This is a genomic window from Acinetobacter sp. PW68 (genome assembly GCF_020982655.1).
GTDB classification, from domain to species: Bacteria; Pseudomonadota; Gammaproteobacteria; order Pseudomonadales; family Moraxellaceae; genus Acinetobacter; species Acinetobacter towneri_A.
In genome coordinates, this window is sequence record NZ_JAHZSX010000001.1 from 2106363 (window position 1) to 2121319 (window position 14957).

Consider the following 14957-nt stretch of genomic DNA (forward strand, 5'->3'; position numbering starts at 1 on the left):
GTGCCTAGAAAAGTTTAAAAATCAATGTGTAAAATTGAGTGCATGGCTTAGTCTGCTTGTAGTTGCACCACATGAAATTGCAAATGCTGATCTATAAAGCTTTGAATGAAATAATAGCCATGATCATAGCCCGCCTGTTCACGCAAACTCAATTTTTGTCCGACCGTATCACAAGCTTGCTGAAATAATGCAGGATTGAGCTGACTGTAGAATTGGTCTTTCAATCCCTGATCAATCAAAATTTCACTGAACAATGCACCTTTGGCCTGCACCAAAGCAGTCGCATCGTGCTGTAACCATACTTGCTGATCTGTACCTAAATAATTCGAAAATGCTTTTTCACCCCACGGGCATTGGCTTGGTGCACAAATCGGAGCGAAAGCAGACACGGACTTAAATTTTTCACGATATTTAAACGCAAGGGTCAATGCACCATGACCGCCCATACTGTGCCCCATGATGCCAACGTGCTGTGCCTGAATTGGGAACTGTTGCAGTACCAATTGATAAAGCTCATCTGCGATAAAAGTTTCCATTTGGTAATGTGTCGCCCACGGTGCTTGTGTCGCATTGATATAGAAACCTGCACCGTGTCCAATATCCCAATGGTCGCCTTTAGCAACAGCCTCACCACGTGGTGAAGTATCTGGACTAATCAAGATTAGTCCCAATTGTGCTGCCATGTGCTGCGCATGTGCTTTAATCGCAAAAGTTTCTTCGTTACACGTTAAACCCGCCAAATAAAATACCGCAGGACATGCCTGCCCCGCCAAAGCTTGTTCTGGTAAAAAAATGCCAAACTGAGTTTCAGTCTGTAAAGCATTTGAATGAAAACGATAAATCCGTTGCTCACCCTCAAAACAGCGGTTGCTCTGAATTAACTCCATCACCCTCTCCTCTTTGGCTTATTGAACAGGCTGCGCACTCAATTGAATTTCTGCCGATGTTGCAACACTTTTTTGTGGAAACAAACGCTGCTCTAATTGTGGCAACATCAATTCCATATTTTTACCAATTGCCCATTGCGGCTCTGAAGGTTCAAAACCTTGCGCTTGCTCCCACTTGGCCACAGTCACTTTGGCTTCATTAAAGGCATTGGCAAAAGAGTTTTGTTCACGCATAGCCTGATCAAAAAAGGCACGGCCAAAATAGGTGTAGTCTGCTTCATTTGAACAGCCAAACGACTCACGATCTGCTGCCGATGCAGTAATCACCAAGGTATTATCATCTTGCAAAGCAGATACGAAGCTACCAGAATAACAAGCTGAAATGACAATCACGCGCCAGCGAATACCCGATTTATCCAAAGTATCACGCAGCCATTTCGGATCGACCTGATTTAAGTCGAGTGGCGCATTTTCAATTTCAAAATGATCTTTTAAACCGTGTGAGGTCATATATAAAAACAGTACATCACTTTCACGGTTCATGCGTTGCCCAATACGGCGCAGCGCCAATTCAATACTGGTTTGCGAAGCAATTGGAATTACATTACGGGTCATTGGGTTATTAATGAGTACCATCGAACGCCCAAAAGTGCCAAAACGGGTATCAAACTGTTCACGAATGCGCTCAATTTCAGACATAAATACGTCTTGATAGCTCGCCCCTGCAACGCCTAAAAAGTACCAATGCGATTGGGCAAATTCCCCATATTGAATACTATCTAAAGCTTTATTCAGTACACGGCTTTGTGCATAAAAAGCTTCTTCGCTTAAACTTGGTGGAACTTCTTCTACTTTCCAAATGGGCTGACTTTTCACTGACATTTGCCAAACCACCAAAGTGAATAAGGTCGCCAAAACAATCAGTGCACGTTCCCACCACGGCCAATGTAGCTCACGTGAAAATACCCACACCACGGCCAAGCTTTGCCAAACAAACAGCACCATAAAAATGGTAGGCAAATAGTCATACAACACATACGGTAAGACATCCATCATGCCCATGTATTGAATCAAGCTTTGTAATAAAGCAACGTGAGTATCTAATACTAACCACAACAAAGCAGGGACTAACAATAAACGCGGGTTATTGACACGCTGAGAAAGAATAATTCCGACAATTAAGGCAATAAAAGGCCACAAAGCATAACTAACCAACCCCTGTGGGTTAAATTCCCCCACTTCTCCCGCCACCAACCAACTGAATAAGGTATTGGCAAGACCGCCTAAAATCCCCCAAAAAATCAGTTGTAAGATAGAAGGACGAATAATTTGCAAAGAGCGTCGCGAACCCAAAAATAACCAAACGCCCGCGGCTTGGTTGCTTTTAAAATCGTGCCAAAAATTAATGGAGGGTTTGAAGTCAATCATAGGATTCTGTTAATCGCAGCTCGCGTTTCCACACTCCAAGTTTATGCTTGTCGTCGTAATTATCAATTGTCAATTTTAACTATATAACAAATCTTTGCGCATTATAGAAGCATTGAACGGCTTGCCACTGCTTTAGTGGTAGAAATCTACCCGTTGTTCAAATGTGCTTGGAAATAAGCATCAAATCGGCAAGCATCACCCTGCCATTGATGTGTGGTTTCCTGTCCCGCCAAAAATACTGCTAAACGTGGGCGCTTCACCACAACACGTTTGGCAATTTGCTGTGCCAAACCCAGTAAATGATCACCTAAATCCATTTCCCCATCTTCAGGTAACAGCAAATGTAATAACTGCATTTGTTTTTTGACTTGAGCCTGCTTTTTCTGCGCCTGTTGATGTTGATCTCGCTGCGGAAACATCGGATCTAAATACACCACATCAACCACTTTACTCTGCGCTATACAGTCACGTAAATAATCTGCTGAATCTGTAAAAACCAATTGGATACGAGCAACAACACTTGCTAAAAAAGGATCATCTGCGGCTTGACGTTTAGCATCTTCCAACAAAGTAAAAAGAATCGGATGACGTTCCAACAATGTGACCTGAGCACCCAAATGTGCCATGAGCAAGCTATCGTGTCCTAATCCTGCCGTAGCATCAATCAGGCTTGGTTTTTCCGACAAATTACAGGCGCGAGCAATCATTTCCGATTTTAAAGAGGCACGCTTTAACCGCCCAGTTTCAGCTTTCCAATCGGGTTGCATTTTCATGCCATGGGCACATAACCACAGCCCTTCAGCATCGACACACAATGCCAATTCAGGGTTCAAACGCAAAAAACGCGCATTGAGTTTTTCTACTGTTTCAATGCGCGTTTGCACGCCTCTAGATAAAAGCACAGCAGAATAATGCTGTGCTTGAGTGAGACACTCGGCTTCAGTGTATAAGCGAAGTTCGCTTACCATAGTTTCCAGCCTGTGAATGCGAACAATAAAATGATTAAACCTGAAGCAATACGATACCAAGCAAAAATCATAAAATCACGTTTCGCAACATAAGCCACCAATGCACGGATCAGCAAAAGTGCGGAAACAAATGAAACAATAATCCCGAAGCTGAGTACGGTCCAATCTTCGGTGGTTTGGAATATATCATAGCTTTGATACAAGTCGAGTAAGCCTGCACCAATAATGACTGGAATCCCCAAAAAGAAGGAAAACTCGGTTGCTGCTTTACGCGACACACCCAAGAACATCGCGCCAATAATGGTTGCACCTGAACGCGAAGTCCCTGGAATCAGCGACAATACCTGAATTAGACCAATCCAAATCGCATCTCGGTAAGTTAGTTCTTCAACCTCATGAGCACGTACTTGTGGTGGATGTTTTTCAATCCACATAATGATAAAGCCGCCAATAATCAAACCAATCGCCACGGCAACATCATTAAAGAGTAACTCTTTTACTGTTTGTCCAAAGGTCAATCCAATCAGAATAATTGGAATAGATGCTATGATCAGACCGAAGCCCAAGCGTCGACCTTTTTCTTCGCCTGTAAACATACCTGTGGCTGCGCCCCATAGACGTGCCCAATACTCATATATGACCGCTGCAATTGCCCCCATTTGAATGGCAATTACAAATACATCACTTTTTTCTTTGGTCCAAAAGTCCATTAGCTCTGCAGCTAGAATCAAATGTCCTGTGCTAGAAATGGGTAGAAATTCGGTAATCCCTTCTACAATACCCATAATTGCTGCTTTGAGCAGCAGTAAAAGATCCATAAATAACCCTAATTATGCCTTGCCTTGTTCTGGAATTTTTTTCCAAGCATTGTCACGTAAATAAACAGGCAATGCTTGTTCTGCGCTGACCCATTGCTGTTGCTGTGCACAGACGCGTGCAATAGTAGCAATATCTTGTGCGGTTGCACTTAAGCCTTTGTATTGTATTTGTTCTTGATCAATCAGACCCGACCCAGAACCGACCAATTGAAAGCGTACCACCTGTGCAGCATCGCTATAATTCAATAATTGTTCCTGATCAACCGCCTGCATAATCCCTTGTGCATCTAGCTCATAACTGGCGATATACACTTCATTCATGCGTGCATCCAACACAACAGTAACTGCAGTTAATCCTTCAAGACGATAAGCCGCTTGCGCCAATGCCTGCAAAGTCGATACAGGAATTACAGGCAAATCATGCGACCACGCCAAAGCTTGCGTCACTGCCGCATTAATTCGCACACCGCTAAAAGAACCCGGGCCACGGCTAAAGGCAATTGCAGTTAGCTCGGCCGTACTGATTTGAGTTTCAGCAAAGCCTTGCTCAATCATCGGTAAGATGGTTTGCGTTTGTGCTTTTGCTCGCGCATCTAATTGAAAAAAGAGTTCCTGTGTTTCATCTACAATCGAAACGGAACACTGCTCATTGGCAGTTTCCAATGCCAGCAATTTCATGCACAACCTTCAAGAATTAAATATCAAAAATTGGCGTTATGATACTCCACTCCTAAAATTCAAGCGAGGTTTTACACGTACCAGATTGCAATTCCTGCGTATAAAACTCTCAGTCATTACAGCGAAAATATGCGTTTGATTGTACGATGCAAATTCAATTTTAAAGTGTGCAAGGCTCTAGGTTTACAAAATGTTGAAAATGTTCAGCATAGTGTAGCGCACTCATTTTTAAACGTGCTGCTGCTGACTCATCCAATGTCTTGACCACTTTCCCAGGAGAGCCCATCACCACAGAATTATCAGGAATCACTTTCCCTTCAGGAATTAAAGCATTCGCACCAATAATACAGTTTTTACCAATCACCGCATGATTCAGTACCACCGCATTAATACCTATCAGACTGTTATCTCCCACGGTACAACCATGTAACATCGCCTGATGTCCAATAGTCACATAATCACCAATCTGCATTTCAATACCTGCATCGGTGTGCAACACAGCATTTTCCTGAACATTGCTAAAATTTCCCAATTTGATTTTGCTGTTATCGGCGCGCACCACAGCCCCAAACCAAATACTGACTTTCTGCCCCAACTCAACCTGACCAATGACTGTGGCATTATCCGCTACCCAACCATCCCACGGTTGCCGCATTGCTTTAGGCGCATATCCTTTAAATTTATACAACATGGTTCTTTCCTATCCTCACATCAAAATTTTTCTATTTCTTAAATGTTGGTGAATTTAACAAAAACGGCCATTCTTTACGATAATCCAAACCATATTCAAATAAAGACACTAACATCCGCGCTGTTAAACCCCAAACCACTTCATCTTCAACCTGCATACTCGGAAAATATAATTTTTGTTGTGCAAAGCTCACTTCATACGGCGTTGGTGGCGCTTCCATCAAATGCTGTAAAGAGGCAAAAAAGATGCGATCAATTTCTGAAGGTTGTGGAATTAGTTCTACTTTTGGGGGAATCAGCCCCACCACAGGTTTGACTAACATTCCATTACGGGCTTTTTGCATGGGCAAATCGCCAATCAACTGCACTTCAAATGGATTTAATGCGGTTTCTTCCTGTGCTTCGCGCAACGCCACCACAATATTACTGGTATCTTGCGGATCGCGTTTACCTCCTGGAAAAGACACCTCACCCGCATGATTATTGAGCAAGGTAGACCGGCGTGTGAGCAACACCTTAGGATCGGACTCATCGGTAATGGCAATCAATACCGCTGCATGCGCTTCCATGAACGTTTTAGAAAAGCGCAAACGTTGCTGTAATAGATGCGTGAGCGAATGATCAATCATGCCTTATTATTCTCCTTGTCTAAGTTTTCATCATAGCTGAAATAGATAGGCAATAGATAGAGAGGATGCCAAAGTTGAAATTTTAAGTTATTCTGAGAGTTCCCTTTAACAATGACGATCACTATGAACTTTTGTGGAAATTGTGGGCAAAAAACAATAACGAAAATTCCGCTTGGCGATCAGCAATTACGTCAAGTGTGTAGCGCATGTGGCAGCATTCACTACGTCAATCCAAAAGTCATTTGTGGGGCATTGGTCATTTGGGAAAATAAAGTATTATTGTGTCGTCGTGCAATTGAACCGCGCTATGGTTTGTGGACTTTACCTGCAGGCTATATGGAAATGTTTGAAACCATGGAGCAAGGTTCTGCCCGTGAAACCCGCGAAGAAGCCGAAGCTGAAATTGAAATCGAACAACTTTATTGCATGTATAACATTCCTCGGATTGGGCAAATTTATGTGCTGTTCAAAGCTCAATTGTTGAATGGTCAATTTGGTGCGGGTGAAGAAACCATCGAATCACGTTTGTTTAGTGAAGATGAGATTCCGTGGTCTGAACTGGCGTTCCCAAGTGTAGAACGTACTTTACAGCACTACTTTGCAGACCGAAAAAACAATCACTTCACGATTCATTTAGAAACCTTAGGTTCACGTACCGATCACACGGGTTAACCCCCACATGATGTTCATTTGAATCAACCCGAAATCCGAATAAAAATAGCCCACTCTCGCAGTGGGCTATTTTTATCTCGATGTTACCTAAAATGAAGGTTAAATACGCACTTTATTTGGGTTATAACACTCAGCAACATCTAGACTTACAGCTCCACCTTGAGCTTTCACCAAAGCTTTATCTGCATCGGTTGCTAAAGTTGGGTTCTGAGCCACGTAAGTTGCTAGTTGCGCATGATAAATATTGCTCCACTTCACTGCTGAGCCATTAAAATCAGACAAAGTAATACGTGTAGAGTTGGCAGCAACTAAATTGCCTATATTAGCGCGTGCACCACCCACCACTTGACCATTCCCACCTTCAACCGCTTCAATTTTGGTATTTAAACCAATGACTGCGCCATCAAGTTTATGAAATTTTGGATTGGCTAAAATCATACGCAAAGTGACTGCTTTATTGTCAATATCGGTTGCACCTAACACACCAATACGGTATTGCTGCACACCATTTGTATCAACATATTCAGCAGCAGACTGACTAATTGCAGCACATTGACCAGACATATCGGTTGCTGTGGCATTAGGTGCTATATCTGTACGAATATTGCCATCCTCATCTAAAACAATACCTAATTTGATGGTATCTGTAGTCGTTCCACCATCAAAATTAAAGGTCAAGGTTGCATAAATTGGGAAAATATAGCGACTGCCTAAAGGTACATTTTTCTGGGTTTTAAAAACACGATTATCCAAAAAGTTCACAGAAAAGAATTTGTAGGCATCAAAAGATCCTTTGAACTGATCGGTGCCTATGGTTTGTTGCCATTGACCATAATCTGAAGGATTTGCTGTTGTAGATTTGGTCAATAATTTATAAAAACCTTCCGTACCCGCAATTAAATAATCATTAAACACCTTACCTTGGGTAATTTTAAAATCATCAGCCGCATTGTCATTCACACTAAAATGAAATGGTCCCTGAATACGTTTATTCAATGGGTTGACCCATGTAGTTTGTGGTGCTGCCACCATTCGCTCAGGACGTACTTTACGAATCAACTCACCACTCACGAGTTATTTTTTGTTCAACTGCTGTTGGTCGCAATCCACATCTTACCGACAAACGGTTATTTACTTTTTTATGTGCTGCAATCATGTAAAATAGCCTTTTTAAATCTCTCAGCTGTTTACACTTTATGTCCTATCCTACTCATTTTAAAAAATTATTCTGTGAACCTGAATGCGAGGCTGCAAAAATTCTGCAAGCTTTGGCAGCACTTTCACATTGTATTTATTTGCAAAATAATGGAAAGGCGCGTATTGCATTTTTGGCCGAACGCTATTGTGTGCAGCAAAACCATCAACATTTTTACTTTCAAAAAACAGCATTCAATCAATACGAATTAAGTCCAACTCAATTAGATTTAACAGCTCATCTAGGCACTTCAAATGATACAAACACTGCCCCATTTTGCAGTGTAATGGGTTTTATTTCGTATGATGCTGCAGCACAGCAACACATCAATATGCAATCCCGCGCCCAGCCAAGTGCTTTTTTAGGTCAATTTAAAAGCTATTTACAGCAAGAACCAGATGGCTGGTATTTTTATAGTTCAGATGACAATGCAATACAAACTTATGATTTTATTTTAAATTTATACAGCCAATCTGCCGTTATTGAACAGTTCCAATTAAGCCAAAAGTGTCAAGCACGCTGGAATTTCACAGATTACCAACGTGCCTTTCAGCGTGTTCAAGACTATATAGTCGCGGGAGATTGTTATCAAATTAATCTTACGCAAGAGTTTAGCGCTAAGGCTCAAGGTCCACTTTTAGCAACTGCAGCAAAGTTTTGGCAACTGACCAATGCACCTTATGCAGGTTATTTACGTATTGGTGATTTTGAAGTTTTAAGTTGTTCGCCAGAACTCTTTATTAATTTTGAGGAAAATCGAAAAATTACCACAAAACCAATTAAAGGCACCATGCCACGTTATGATGATCCTGAATTAGATCGACAATCGAAACAACAATTAAGTGAATCTGAAAAAGATCAGGCCGAAAATGTGATGATTGTGGATTTATTACGTAATGATTTAAGTGTTTATGCTGAAACAGGCAGCGTCAAAACGCCAAAGTTATTCCATATCGAGTCTTTTAATCAGGTGCATCACATGGTCAGTGAAGTTAGCGCAACACTAAAAGCAGAAATGAATCCTTTTGCTGTGTTGATGTCTGCCTTGCCAGGTGGCTCAATTACTGGCGCACCAAAAATTCGTGCCATGCAAATTATAGATGAACTCGAAGGTGCAGCACGTGGCACCTATTGCGGCTCTATGGGTTATTTTGATGCCGATGGAACGGGTTCTTGGAATATTCTGATCCGTTCTATTCAAAAAAATCAGCAAGATGTTTCATTATGGGCTGGTGGCGGAGTCACGATTGCATCTGTTTGTGAAGCAGAATATCAAGAATGTTTTGACAAGGTTTCCGCGATGTTGGACTTATTGAACCGCTGGTACAAACCTGCGCAATAGCATGTCGCAAAAACAAAAAAAGCGAGTGAATTCAATGCTTCACTCGCCTCTACGATATTTTAACAATTAAGCCAAAATATCGTATTTTAAAGTATCTACTAAGCGTTGATTTTGATCATCTGTACCAATAGTAATGCGCAAATATTGATTGATGCGTGGTTTATTAAAATAACGCACAATAATACCGCGTTCACGTAATGCTGCAGCTAATTCTCCCGCATCCTGTTGAGGATGTGATGCAAAAATAAAGTTGGCGTGTGATGGCAATATCTTAAAGCCCAAGCTGGTTAAATCCATCACCAATTTCTCACGGCTAGCAATAACTTTTTGGCATTGGGCTTCAAAATACGCCTGATCTTGAAAAGATGCCACCGCAGCTGCAATGGCAAAACGATCCATTGGATAGGAGTTAAAACTATTTTTTACGGCTTCTAGTGCGGCAATTAAATGTGGTTGCGCAATCGCAAAACCAACACGTAAACCTGCCAAAGAACGTGATTTAGACGTGGTTTGGCATACCACCAGATTCTCATACTTTTCCACCAATTTCACTGCAGACTCTGCACCAAAATCGACATAGGCCTCATCAATCACGACCACAGAATTTGGATTGGCCTGTAAAATTTCTTCAATAGCGCTTAAACCCAAAGCAATACTGGTCGGAGCATTCGGATTGGTGATGATAATGCCGCCATTGGCTTGCTTATAATCATCAACTACAATTTCAAAATCATCATTTAAAGGCAAAATTTTAGTTTTTACCCCAAAAAATTGACTATATACAGGGTAAAAGCTATAGGTGATATCTGGATACAGTAATGGCTGTTCCTGAACAAAAAAAGCCTTAAAAATATGAGCAAGGACTTCATCTGAACCATTGCCAACAAAGACATTTTCCACAGCTATATTTTGCTGTTTCGCAATGGCTTGCTTAAGTTCAGATGCATCTGGGTCTGGATATAAACGCAATGCATCTGCCGAGTTTTCTAAAACCTTTTGCACCGCTTCCACTACTTTAGGTGAAGGTGGGTACGGGTTTTCATTGGTGTTTAATTTTAATAAATTTTGGATTTTTGGCTGCTCACCTGGTACATAAGGCTCTAACTCACGTACTTCAGGGCTCCAAAAACGCATTTGTTCTGCTGTGATTTTCATTTTATATTCTCGTTCATGCACTCAACTTACTCTCGCGTAAGCCCTCTTTTCAGGAGAAGGTTTGGATAAGGTTTAAACCATGCCAAACTGAATTAAAGGTTGCAGCTCTCCTCCTTTTACGAAGTCATACTTCTTGCTCAAAGAGAGAAGGAGCTTTAAAGAGAGTTTTTTAATTAATTACTGATAACGATAACGTGCTGATCGTGCATGCGCATCTAGATTTTCCTGCTGCGCTAAAATATCAGCGGTTTTCGCCAAGCTCTTCACACCCTCAGCCGAACACATAATCAGACTTGAGCGTTTTTGGAAATCGTAAACACCCAATGGTGATGAAAAACGTGCCGTACCCGACGTTGGCAAAACGTGGTTTGGTCCTGCACAATAATCACCAATCGCTTCTGGTGTATAGCGCCCCATAAATATTGCACCCGCATGACGAATTTCTTCTGCCATTCCTTGAGGATCATCCATACACAATTCTAAGTGTTCGGGCGCAACTTGGTTGATCAATTCAATCGCCTCTTGGCGATCTTTCACCAAAACCAATGCACCACGATTTGCAATAGAAGTACGGGCAATTTCAGCTTTAGGCAAATTCGCCAAGTGCTGTTCAATCGCTTGCTCAACCTGATTTAGCAATTGCTGATCTGGTGTCATAAAAATAGATTGTGCAACCGTGTCATGCTCGGCTTGAGAAAGTAAGTCCATGGCCAACCATTCAGGATTATTCTCACCTTCAGCATAAACCAAAATTTCGGATGGTCCTGCAATCATATCAATGCCAACCTGACCAAACACAGCACGTTTTGCAGCTGCTACAAAGCGGTTACCTGGCCCCGTAATTTTATCTACCGAGGGGATAGTTTCTGTACCATAAGCCAATGCAGCAACGGCTTGCGCGCCGCCAATGGTAAATACACGAGTCACCCCTGCCAAATATGCAGCGGCCAAAACCAATGGATTGAGTTCACCATTCGGTGCAGGCACAACCATAATAATTTCAGGCACACCAGCAACATGCGCAGGTACAGCATTCATAAGCACTGAAGATGGATAAGACGCCAAACCACCTGGCACATAAATACCCACACGGTCTAATGGTGTGACTTTTTGTCCGAGTGTATTGCCCAAAGCATCAACATAACTCCATCCATCCTGTTTTTGCGCTTGGTGAAATTCACGAATACGTAAAGCAGCCAATTCCAATGCCTCACGAACTTCGCGCTCTAAAGCATCAAATGCGGCTTTCAGCTGTTCCTGACTTAACTCAAGTTCTGAAAATTGATGCGCTGGATGTCGATCGAACTGTTGAGTGAGTTTAAGAACCTGAGCATCGCCATGCTGACGTACATCAGCAATAATTTGATCTACAGTTTTTAAAAGTTCAGGATCACTGACAGTTTCAAAAGCCAACAAGTCTGCAAAGGCTTGTTTAAAGCTTTGATCTTGAGTCGATAAACGTCGCATCAATTTACCCACAAGGTTTGATAGAAAAGTTTAGTTTACCTTGTTTCTAGGGCTTTGTGGGAGTCTATACATGGCGAAAGCAGTATGTTTTGATGGAAATTCACGTTTAAAATCATTCAAGAACAGAATCATGCACTAACATAAAAAACCGCCATTGAATGACGGTTTTTTGAGAAGACAGGATGACGGATACAGATTTAAGCAGATTATTTTGCCAACTCGCGTTCTGCCACAGCTTTTTCAAGTTGTGCCAAAATTGGATTGAGCAAATCTTGCTTACGCTTAAAACTGGCTTTGTTGACAATTAAACGTGAAGATACTTTACAGATTTCTTCTAACGGCTCTAAACCATTGGCACGCAAAGTATTGCCTGTATCCACCACATCGACAATGTAATCCCCCAAACCGACCAATGGTGCTAATTCCATTGAACCATAGAGTTTAATGACATCAACCTGCTCACCCAAGCTGGCATAGTATTGACGGGTCAAATTCACGTATTTAGTGGCAATTTTTAAACGACCTTTTGGACGCTGCATACCAACCTTGCCCGCAGTCATCAATTTACAATTGGCAATTTTCAGATCTAGCGGCTCATATACATTTTGAGCGCCATGCTCCATCAACACATCTTTACCCGCTACCCCAATATCTGCCGCACCATTTTCAACATAAGTGGGTACATCAGAAGCACGTAAAATTAAAATACGCACTTGTTTATGTGTGGTTGGGAAAATTAGCTTACGTGATTTATCTGGGTCTTCCAGTAAATTAATTCCCGCAGTTTCTAATAAAGGCAAAGTTTCTTTTAAAATTCGCCCCTTACTTAATGCCAAAGTTAAACCATGATCAAAATTGCCCATGACGTCAAAATTTGGATCATCGTTTCTCATGTCATTCATCAATTTACTCGCTTAATTTGGGCGCCTAAACCTTGTAACTTTTGTTCTACATTTTCATAACCGCGATCAATATGATAAATACGGTCAATCAATGTTTCGCCTTCTGCCGCCAATGCTGCTAACACCAACGAGAATGAGGCACGTAAATCAGTTGCCATAACAGGTGCAGCAGAAAGTTTTTCCACGCCTGTCACCACCGCATCATTGCCTTCTACTTGAATATTGGCACCCATACGTGACAACTCAGGGACATGCATAAAACGGTTTTCAAAAATAGTTTCCGAAATGGTAGCAAAACCGCGTCCAATCGCATTCACCGCCATTAACTGTGCTTGCATGTCTGTTGGAAATTCAGGATGTGGTAAAGTTCTGAAACTCACGGCTTTAGGGCGCTTGCCCATCATGTCCAGTTCAATCCAGTCATCGCCACGTGTGACTTCCGCACCCATTTCTTCAAACTTATCTAACACAGATTCTAGCAAGGCAGGATCGGTATGTGTGGTTCTGATTTTACCGCCTGTAATTGCAGCTGCAGCCAAATAAGAACCCGTTTCGATACGGTCAGCAACCACCGAATACTCACAACCATGCAAGTGCTCAACACCTGTAACCACTAAAGTATCGGTGTCTAAACCTTCAATTTTAGCGCCCATTTTAATAAGCATTTGCGCAAGATCAGTAATTTCAGGTTCACGTGCAGCATTACGAATAGTAGTCACACCTTCTGCCAATACTGCCGCCATGAGAATATTTTCTGTACCGCCAACTGTGACCATATCAAAGACCACTTCGCCACCTTTAAGGCGACCATTGACTTTGGCATTCACATAACCATTCTCAACTTCAATTTCTGCGCCTAAAGCTTCAAGTGCTTTAAGATGTTGATCGACAGGACGAGAACCAATTGCACAGCCACCAGGCAAAGATACTTTTGCACTACCATAGCGCGCGACTAATGGACCAAGCACCAAAATAGAAGCACGCATGGTTTTGACTAATTCATAAGGTGCAAATTGGTTGTCCAATGTTGAGGTATCCGCAATGACAGTATCGCCCTCATAAGACATATTAATGCCCAAGCCTGCGATCAACTTCACCAAGGTATTTACATCTTTTAAATTTGGAACATTTTTCAATGTTATTGGTGTTTCTGCAAGAATCATTGCAGCAAGAAGTGGCAAGGCTGCATTTTTTGCACCAGAAATGCGCACTTCACCTTCGAGCTTATTACCGCCCTGAATTAAAAATTTATCCATTAAATTATTAAGCTCCAAATAAGCTTGCTTTACGCCATTCTTCTTGTGTCATTGCACGAATTGTGACCGCATGAACTTCACCGCTGGCAATATAGCTATTCAATGGTGCATACACTGCTTGTTGACGAGCAACAGGACGCTTACCTTCAAACTGATTATCTACAATACGAAGATCAAACTTGCCGCCTTGCCCACTTACAGCAACTTCAGCCTCTGGAAAAGCAGCTTTTAAAATTTCAGTGAGCTGTTCACTATTCATCACAAAGACCTCTTATAGGACCAACGGTGTAAAAACCTGTCATTTTACTATAAATAGAAAAAATAATTCATTAATCCTATACATTATCGCAATAAAAAAAGAGGTTTATCCAAAACCTCTTTTTTAAATCATATTTTGACTAGATGGCTAAAGGCTGATAATCCAGCTGCATCTTCCGATGTTTTTCTAACTGACGTTTTAATTTTTCTGTCATCATCTTAATTGAAGTATACATATCATCAGCACTGGCCTGCGCAAAAAGCTCCGTTCCAGGTAAACGAATAATCGCTTCTGCAATATGATTGGCGCTGCCTTTTTTAGAATGTTTATCGATTTGATGATCTTTGCTTAATTTCACCTGCATACTATTGACCTGATCGAGATGTTTGGTCATTTGTGCAAATTTAAGTCGAATATTTTCTTCAATTGCAGGGGTTATAGCTAAGTGATGTCCACGAATTGTTATTTGCATAATTCTATCCCTCACCTTCATTAGAATTAGGAAGGCATAGTTCACATGATTGATTGTCAAATAACAGAACACTGCTGAGGTCACTTTAAATCATGTCTAACTATTCCTTCAAAAAAAAGATTCATTATTTGGTCATAAT

The 14957-nt window shown here is 41.5% G+C and carries 16 protein-coding genes; 2 read left to right on the forward strand and 14 right to left on the reverse strand.

Features of this window, described 5'->3' with window-relative positions; genetic code table 11:
• Positions 1-47 precede the first annotated feature (47 nt).
• The 7 genes from fghA to K1T76_RS10065 all read right to left on the reverse strand — a co-directional run bounded on the left by fghA (position 48) and on the right by K1T76_RS10065 (position 6098).
• Positions 48-887: an S-formylglutathione hydrolase gene (fghA, locus tag K1T76_RS10035; protein ID WP_230245278.1), complete on the reverse strand. Its 840-nt coding sequence runs from the start codon at positions 885-887 to the stop codon at positions 48-50.
• Positions 888-905: 18 nt separating this feature from the next.
• On the reverse strand, positions 906-2315 hold the full coding sequence (locus K1T76_RS10040) for a C13 family peptidase (RefSeq protein ID WP_230245280.1): 1410 nt from the start codon (positions 2313-2315) through the stop codon (positions 906-908).
• 146 nt (positions 2316-2461) lie between these two features.
• Complete coding sequence (locus K1T76_RS10045) at positions 2462-3283, reverse strand: class I SAM-dependent methyltransferase (RefSeq protein WP_070154324.1); 822 nt, start codon at positions 3281-3283, stop codon at positions 2462-2464.
• Entirely contained in the window at positions 3277-4101 is an 825-nt protein-coding gene (locus K1T76_RS10050) for an undecaprenyl-diphosphate phosphatase (protein WP_070154325.1), read from the reverse strand. Before K1T76_RS10050 ends, K1T76_RS10045 begins: the two co-directional genes overlap by 7 nt.
• A gap of 12 nt (positions 4102-4113) precedes the next feature.
• On the reverse strand, positions 4114-4779 hold the full coding sequence (tsaB, locus tag K1T76_RS10055) for a tRNA (adenosine(37)-N6)-threonylcarbamoyltransferase complex dimerization subunit type 1 TsaB (protein ID WP_019837200.1): 666 nt from the start codon (positions 4777-4779) through the stop codon (positions 4114-4116).
• Positions 4780-4939: 160 nt separating this feature from the next.
• On the reverse strand, positions 4940-5470 hold the full coding sequence (locus K1T76_RS10060; protein ID WP_019837199.1) for a gamma carbonic anhydrase family protein: 531 nt from the start codon (positions 5468-5470) through the stop codon (positions 4940-4942).
• Positions 5471-5501: 31 nt separating this feature from the next.
• Positions 5502-6098, reverse strand: a complete 597-nt coding sequence (locus K1T76_RS10065; RefSeq protein WP_004975226.1) for a CoA pyrophosphatase — start codon at positions 6096-6098, stop codon at positions 5502-5504.
• A 123-nt stretch (positions 6099-6221) separates the two neighbouring features.
• Here K1T76_RS10065 and K1T76_RS10070 point away from each other — a divergent pair, with 123 nt between their 5' ends.
• Complete coding sequence (locus K1T76_RS10070) at positions 6222-6770, forward strand: NUDIX hydrolase (protein ID WP_230245281.1); 549 nt, start codon at positions 6222-6224, stop codon at positions 6768-6770.
• Positions 6771-6869: 99 nt separating this feature from the next.
• Here the strand turns inward: K1T76_RS10070 and filF are convergent, their stop codons facing one another.
• Positions 6870-7841 carry a putative pilus system protein FilF gene (gene filF / locus K1T76_RS10075; RefSeq protein WP_230245283.1) on the reverse strand — a complete coding sequence of 324 codons (972 nt, stop codon included), beginning with the start codon at positions 7839-7841 and terminating at the stop codon, positions 6870-6872.
• Positions 7842-7966: 125 nt separating this feature from the next.
• On the opposite strand from filF, the gene pabB reads away from it, so the two are divergent.
• Complete coding sequence (gene pabB / locus K1T76_RS10080) at positions 7967-9307, forward strand: aminodeoxychorismate synthase component I (RefSeq protein ID WP_230245285.1); 1341 nt, start codon at positions 7967-7969, stop codon at positions 9305-9307.
• A 66-nt stretch (positions 9308-9373) separates the two neighbouring features.
• Here the strand turns inward: pabB and hisC are convergent, their stop codons facing one another.
• The 6 genes from hisC to hpf form a co-directional block, all read right to left on the reverse strand.
• Positions 9374-10462, reverse strand: coding sequence for a histidinol-phosphate transaminase (hisC, locus tag K1T76_RS10085; RefSeq protein ID WP_230245287.1), 1089 nt, complete (start codon positions 10460-10462; stop codon positions 9374-9376).
• A gap of 177 nt (positions 10463-10639) precedes the next feature.
• The gene (gene hisD, locus K1T76_RS10090) at positions 10640-11941 is read right to left on the reverse strand and encodes a histidinol dehydrogenase (RefSeq protein ID WP_230245288.1); all 1302 of its coding nucleotides are present in this window, start codon (positions 11939-11941) and stop codon (positions 10640-10642) included.
• Between the two features lie 194 nt (positions 11942-12135).
• Positions 12136-12831, reverse strand: coding sequence for an ATP phosphoribosyltransferase (gene hisG, locus K1T76_RS10095; RefSeq protein WP_070155719.1), 696 nt, complete (start codon positions 12829-12831; stop codon positions 12136-12138).
• Complete coding sequence (gene murA, locus K1T76_RS10100; protein ID WP_230245294.1) at positions 12831-14087, reverse strand: UDP-N-acetylglucosamine 1-carboxyvinyltransferase; 1257 nt, start codon at positions 14085-14087, stop codon at positions 12831-12833. Before murA ends, hisG begins: the two co-directional genes overlap by 1 nt.
• A 7-nt stretch (positions 14088-14094) precedes the next feature.
• On the reverse strand, positions 14095-14346 hold the full coding sequence (ibaG, locus tag K1T76_RS10105; protein ID WP_004975198.1) for a BolA family iron metabolism protein IbaG: 252 nt from the start codon (positions 14344-14346) through the stop codon (positions 14095-14097).
• A gap of 139 nt (positions 14347-14485) precedes the next feature.
• Positions 14486-14818, reverse strand: coding sequence for a ribosome hibernation-promoting factor, HPF/YfiA family (gene hpf / locus K1T76_RS10110; protein WP_004975196.1), 333 nt, complete (start codon positions 14816-14818; stop codon positions 14486-14488).
• Positions 14819-14957: the final 139 nt, after the last annotated feature.

Excerpts from the sequence above, each read along its gene's own strand:
- fghA (WP_230245278.1), bottom strand. The coding sequence starts at position 887 with ATGGAGTTAATTCAGAGCAACCGCTGTTTTGAGGGTGAGCAACGGATT.
- K1T76_RS10040 (WP_230245280.1), bottom strand. The coding sequence starts at position 2,315 with ATGATTGACTTCAAACCCTCCATTAATTTTTGGCACGATTTTAAAAGC.
- K1T76_RS10045 (WP_070154324.1), bottom strand. The coding sequence starts at position 3,283 with ATGGTAAGCGAACTTCGCTTATACACTGAAGCCGAGTGTCTCACTCAA.
- K1T76_RS10050 (WP_070154325.1), bottom strand. The coding sequence starts at position 4,101 with ATGGATCTTTTACTGCTGCTCAAAGCAGCAATTATGGGTATTGTAGAA.
- tsaB (WP_019837200.1), bottom strand. The coding sequence starts at position 4,779 with ATGAAATTGCTGGCATTGGAAACTGCCAATGAGCAGTGTTCCGTTTCG.
- K1T76_RS10060 (WP_019837199.1), bottom strand. The coding sequence starts at position 5,470 with ATGTTGTATAAATTTAAAGGATATGCGCCTAAAGCAATGCGGCAACCG.
- K1T76_RS10065 (WP_004975226.1), bottom strand. The coding sequence starts at position 6,098 with ATGATTGATCATTCGCTCACGCATCTATTACAGCAACGTTTGCGCTTT.
- K1T76_RS10070 (WP_230245281.1), top strand. The coding sequence starts at position 6,222 with ATGAACTTTTGTGGAAATTGTGGGCAAAAAACAATAACGAAAATTCCG.
- pabB (WP_230245285.1), top strand. The coding sequence starts at position 7,967 with ATGTCCTATCCTACTCATTTTAAAAAATTATTCTGTGAACCTGAATGC.
- hisC (WP_230245287.1), bottom strand. The coding sequence starts at position 10,462 with ATGAAAATCACAGCAGAACAAATGCGTTTTTGGAGCCCTGAAGTACGT.
- hisG (WP_070155719.1), bottom strand. The coding sequence starts at position 12,831 with ATGAATGACATGAGAAACGATGATCCAAATTTTGACGTCATGGGCAAT.
- murA (WP_230245294.1), bottom strand. The coding sequence starts at position 14,087 with ATGGATAAATTTTTAATTCAGGGCGGTAATAAGCTCGAAGGTGAAGTG.
- ibaG (WP_004975198.1), bottom strand. The coding sequence starts at position 14,346 with ATGAATAGTGAACAGCTCACTGAAATTTTAAAAGCTGCTTTTCCAGAG.
- hpf (WP_004975196.1), bottom strand. The coding sequence starts at position 14,818 with ATGCAAATAACAATTCGTGGACATCACTTAGCTATAACCCCTGCAATT.